General features: G+C 57.2%; 4 protein-coding genes. 3 read left to right on the forward strand and 1 reads right to left on the reverse strand.

The features are described from left to right. Positions 1–230 precede the first annotated feature (230 nt). The 3 genes from HQL56_19000 (at position 231) to HQL56_19010 (ending at position 2,715) form a co-directional block, all read left to right on the forward strand. The gene (locus tag HQL56_19000; protein MBF0311605.1) at positions 231–1,718 is read left to right on the forward strand and encodes a DUF2235 domain-containing protein; all 1,488 of its coding nucleotides are present in this window, start codon (positions 231–233) and stop codon (positions 1,716–1,718) included. A 257-nt stretch (positions 1,719–1,975) separates the two neighbouring features. Further along, a complete protein-coding gene (locus tag HQL56_19005; protein MBF0311606.1) occupies positions 1,976–2,176 on the forward strand; it encodes a hypothetical protein in 201 nt (66 codons plus the stop codon). Further along, positions 2,173–2,715 (forward strand): hypothetical protein, encoded by a 543-nt coding sequence (locus HQL56_19010; GenBank protein MBF0311607.1) that lies wholly within the window; start codon positions 2,173–2,175, stop codon positions 2,713–2,715. Before HQL56_19005 ends, HQL56_19010 begins: the two co-directional genes overlap by 4 nt. A 56-nt stretch (positions 2,716–2,771) precedes the next feature. Here the strand turns inward: HQL56_19010 and HQL56_19015 are convergent, their stop codons facing one another. Further along, a complete protein-coding gene (locus HQL56_19015) occupies positions 2,772–2,963 on the reverse strand; it encodes a hypothetical protein (GenBank protein ID MBF0311608.1) in 192 nt (63 codons plus the stop codon). Between the last annotated feature and the right edge of the window lie 407 nt (positions 2,964–3,370).

Genomic DNA, 3,370 nt, shown 5'->3' on the forward strand with positions numbered 1-3,370 from the left:
GGCGCTGCCCCGAACCCCGCCGGGGGGGATAATCCCCCCCGGACCCCCGTATTTTCCAAAGGCCCTCTCATCATTTACACACAACATTTCCAGATATATTCCGCCGCAATTATTCCGCCTCAACAATCAATAACCGCCACGTTACCCTGTTACATAATAAAACTTGAACAGCTTCCGCATCCTGAAATAAACTCACTGCATGTCAAAATCATCTTTCAGAGGGGGACACCTTGAGCAAGAAAATCATTCTCTGCTTCGACGGCACCTGCAATGATCCGGAAGACGCCGACCAGGACCGTAACCTCCGGGGAGAGGTAAAAGACGCCAACATCACCAATATTCTCAAACTCCACCTGCTCCTCGGCGGCGGGCTGAAGAATGATGCCCCACCAGCCATCCCCAACCAGCAAAGCTTCTACTTCCAAGGCGTGGGCACCTACGGCGGCATCTTCCATCGATTCATCGATATGACCATCGCCCCGAAAAAATCGGACGTGCGCCATATCATCCATGAGGCCCGCGATACCCTGAAAGCGGTTTACCAACCGGGAGACCAGATCTACCTCTTCGGCTTCTCGCGCGGCGCCGCCATCGCCCGGCGCTTCGCCGCCATCGTCGGCAAAGAGTATATCCCCGAACTGAACAAGCCCAACGCCATCCGCTTCCTGGGCCTCTTCGACACCGTGGCCTCCATCGGCAAACCCCACCTGAATCTGACCGAATATCCCGACGACGAGGTGGTCTTCGAAGACAACAAGGTCTCCAACGTCGTTGAGGAGGCGCTGCATATGCTCTCCATGGACGACCGGCGCATCCTCTTCTTCCCCACCCTGATGCGCGCCGACCCTCGCGTCACCGAAGTCTGGTTCGCCGGAGCCCACTCCGATATCGGTGGCGGCTACTACCGCGACGGCCTCTCCGATATCACCCTGAACTTCTTGATCGACGAACTGCAACGCCGTGGTCTGGGCCTGCAGGTGCGAAAGCCGGAAGAGATCGACTATGACACCGCTGATATGCAGCAGGTCGGACTACAACTCGACGATGTGGCCATTGATCCAAACCCCCTGGATAAAAGCCACCAACAAAAACTGATCGAACACCGCACCGTCAAGGTGGATGGGGATGCCCGGCCCCTGGTGCATGAATCGGCGGTACAGCGCATTCACGGCTATGTGGGCTATCGCCCGGTGGCGCTGAAAAACGTGGCCCATTGCATCGTGAACGGCCAGTGCCAGGTAATCGGCCAAGCCTCCGGGCTGCAAGACCACGTCACCGCCGCCGAACAGGCCGCCAAACCGCTCGCGGTGGGGGAGAGCAAAGAGATCACCGTGGAATCCCCCCTGCTTTTCAATCGTGGCTACGTGGAGGTGCAGTCGGGTGAGACCTACCGGTTCACCATCGACCCGACCCAGAAGTGGCAGGACGGCGGCATCCCTTGCGGGCCGGATGGCTGGAGACTGAGTGATCCGGATGTAGAACTTGGTTTGAAAGAAATTCCCATCGCCCTCTCCCAACCCTTCCGCCGCAACCCCGACGCCGACTGGTTCGAAGTGGTGGGCGTGGTGGGCGACGAAGAGGGCGAAAAGGTGCGCCCCCTGACCGCCGGCGACTGGAAACCCCAAACCAGCGGTGAACTGCTGCTCTTCGCCAACGATCTGGAAAGCTTCTATGGGAATAATTCGGGCCAGATCAAGGTCACCATCAAACGGGTTTAGTGAAATCCACAGGGTAAGGGTGTCGGGGAGTGTGGGTCATGGGTCGATTTGGAATAAAAGGTCTTGTATCGTGGGCGGCAGTTGTTGCGTTGACGGGTGCCTCCGCTTCGGCGGGCGCACTTCAACAGGTTGTCATTCCCCCCTACCAGCCAAATGCTTCCGTCAACAATTCCAATTCCTCCCCGAATGTTGGGAATAATGCCTCATCTCCCAATATGTCGGCCCCATCCCCGACCCCGGTTCTTTCACGGGAGGAGATGATGGAGAGACGCTTGTTCAAGGACGCCCTCTCCCGCTCAAAACAGGAGAACCTGGAGGTTAAGCAGAAGTTGCAAAAGCGGTTGGCTGCCGTATCTCCGGAGAGTGCCGACGAGCGTGCGTATTATCAGAGGTTGATAGGGATTCTCGAAAAGGCGGATCTCCACCACAGGGATCAGGTGGGTGTGATAAGACGATGAAAATACTATCAATTCTTGTAATATTCTTCTTGCCGCTTTTCGCCAATGCTGTAGAGACTCCGGATAGCGCGGCGCCCTACTATTATGAAAATTTGCGGGAAGGAAGTGAGCCTGTTGAGGAAGCGAAGGATGTGAAAATTACCGAAAAAACCATCACCGAGATGGACATGGAGAATTATTATAAATTAAATATCAAGGAGCGGGAGTATCAGTATTATACAACCATTTTAATATCTGTGATGGCTGTCATTACGCTGATTTGTACGGTAGGGGGTCTGATTTGGTGCCGTTGTCAGTCTGGAGATATTATCATAGGGGTTGGTATGATTACCGTCATCTATGGTGCTGTCCTGTTGAGCCGGACCTCGGCGGATCAAACCCAACTTACCGCAGCAATGGGCATTTTCGGCACCGTGGCCGGTTATCTGTTTGGACGCACGGGAAGCGGCGCTCCACGTCCTCCGACCCATCCTTCCGGGGAAGCCGCCGCCACTCCGACAGCGGTGGTCAGCAAGTCCACCCCACCGGAACAGGGCTGAGAGGCAGGGTGGCAGACAGGGGAAGGGTAGGGGAGGGGGGAACCCCTCCCCGTACCTCAGCCCTGTTCCGTCATGACTTCCCGCAGAATCCGGTTGAAATCGCCTTCGACGACCTCACGGCGACGTTTCGGCGACGTTACGGAAGGCGGTTCACGCCGCAGTTCCGCAGAAGCCAGACGGGCGATGCGGTTGGCGGTGTTTTCCAAAACTTCGTATCGGGACATCCCCCCCAAATAGGGCAGTTGCATCGGCTTTACTCCGGGTTGAAAGAACCTCTCGTTGCTTTGTTTATCGGCAGGCGGTTTGCGGAACTGAAACGTATTTTTCCAGGCGGGCTCTTGGCCATATTTTCTGAACGTAATACGGCGGTTGGGGGGGATTGCCCCCCGTCGGGGTTCGGGGCAGCGACCCGAAGTGTTGCCGTGGCGGGTCAGAAGCCCCGAAGGGAGCGCAGGTTCTTGAAAAACCCGAAATTCGGCGGCATCGGCACGTTTTACGGATGGGGGGATGAGGCCCCCCCCCGCGGTCCGCAGCGGTCATCCCGGTCGTGCGGGTGGTGGCTTCGTGTTTGTTCTCCGCGTGCTGCGGACCGCTACGGCTACGTCAAAACCCTGGGGCTCCGCCCCAGACCCCGCCGGGGGGGATAATCCCCCCC

The organism is Magnetococcales bacterium, from assembly GCA_015231925.1.
In the GTDB taxonomy this organism is placed as follows: Bacteria; Pseudomonadota; Magnetococcia; order Magnetococcales; family JADGAQ01; genus JADGAQ01.